The sequence below is a fragment of the Ruminococcus difficilis genome, assembly GCF_016680995.1.
Window position 1 is genome coordinate 1 of the sequence record NZ_JAEQMG010000078.1, and the last position, 1514, is coordinate 1514.

1 protein-coding gene is annotated in these 1514 nt (G+C 50.8%); it reads left to right on the forward strand.

Annotation, left to right across the window (positions count from 1 at the left end):
- Positions 1 to 89: 89 nt before the first annotated feature.
- Positions 90 to 1514, forward strand: a 1425-nt coding sequence (locus tag JKK62_RS08635) for a recombinase family protein (RefSeq protein WP_201427569.1), incomplete at its 3' end; no start/stop codon positions are given.

The following is a 1514-nucleotide window of genomic DNA, read 5'->3' on the forward strand; positions in this document are numbered from 1 at the left end:
CAAAAGAATATCTTGCTAAAAAGAAAGATATAGGCTATAATGAAGATGAGGTTCAAAAGAGCCAGATACCGTCTGGATTGTGTGGGTAAATGGCTATGATGAACGAAATGGAATACAGAACAATCGGTTCGGCACTTGCCGGGGGCTATCGTGCGGCGGTCTATTGCAGGCTGTCAAAGGACGATGACCTGCAAGGCGAAAGTGCCAGTATCGCCAACCAGCGGGATATGCTGGAAAAATACTGCGAAAAGCAGGGATGGGAGGTTGTGGCAGTCTATCAGGACGATGGCTTCACAGGTCTTAATATGGAGCGTCCTGATTTACAGAGGATGTTGAGAGCTATTGAGCGCAGGCAAATCAACCTTGTCATCACGAAAGACCTCAGCCGACTGGGGCGGAACTATCTGCAAACCGGGCATTTGATTGAGGACTTTTTCCCAAGAAACGGTGTCCGCTATATTGCCATGAATGACGGTATCGACACCCTGCGGGATAACAACGACATCGCCCCGTTCAAGAATATCCTGAATGAGATGTACAGCAAGGATATTTCCAAGAAAGTCCATTCCTCTTATCTTCTGAAAGCGCAGAAAGGACAGTTTACCGGGTGTCTTGCCCCGTTTGGGTATCGGAAAGACCCGGAGGACAAAAACCATCTGCTCATTGACGAGGAAACCGCCCCGATTGTGCGGCTGATTTTCGGATATGCCCTGAACGGTCATGGTCCGAACTATATCCGCAGACGGCTGGAGGAAGAAAAAATCCCCTGCCCCACATGGTGGAACCGGGAACGGGGGCTTCGCAACACCCGAACCAAATGGGAAAAGAAAGACCCGGAAAACGGGCGGTATATGTGGGACTTCTCCGTTATCAAAGACCTTTTGATGAATCCCGTCTACACCGGTGCGATTGCTTCCCAGAAAAAAGACTACCGTTTCAAAATCGGCACAATTGGGGAAAAGAAGCCGGAGGACTGGATTGTGGTGGAGGGACAGCATGAACCGCTGATTGACCGCATGAGCTTTGACATTGTGCAGAACAAGCTGAAATCCCGCCAGCGTCCGGGGCAGACCGATGAAATCAGCCTGTTTGCCGGATTGTTAAAATGCGGCGAGTGTGGGAAGTCGCTGACGGTACGCTACACAAACGCAAAACATCCCCAGCGGATTTATTCCTGCAAGACCTACAACGCCTTTGGAAAGAACCACTGCACCCAGCACCGGATTGACTATGACACCCTTTACAGCCATGTGCTGCGGAAAATCCGGGAATGTGCCAGAGCTGCCCTGATGGACGGGGAAGCGGTTGCCGACCGCCTGACCAATACCTGTGAAGCAGAGCAGCGGGAACAGCGGGAAGCAATGGAACGCTCCCTTACAAGGGACGAGGAACGGATTGAGGTTCTGGACAAAATGGTCATGCGGCTTTATGAGGATATGATTGCAGGGCGTATCAGTGAGCAGAATTTCAACACCATGCTGGAAAAGACACAGACCGAGCAGACGGAGCTTAAA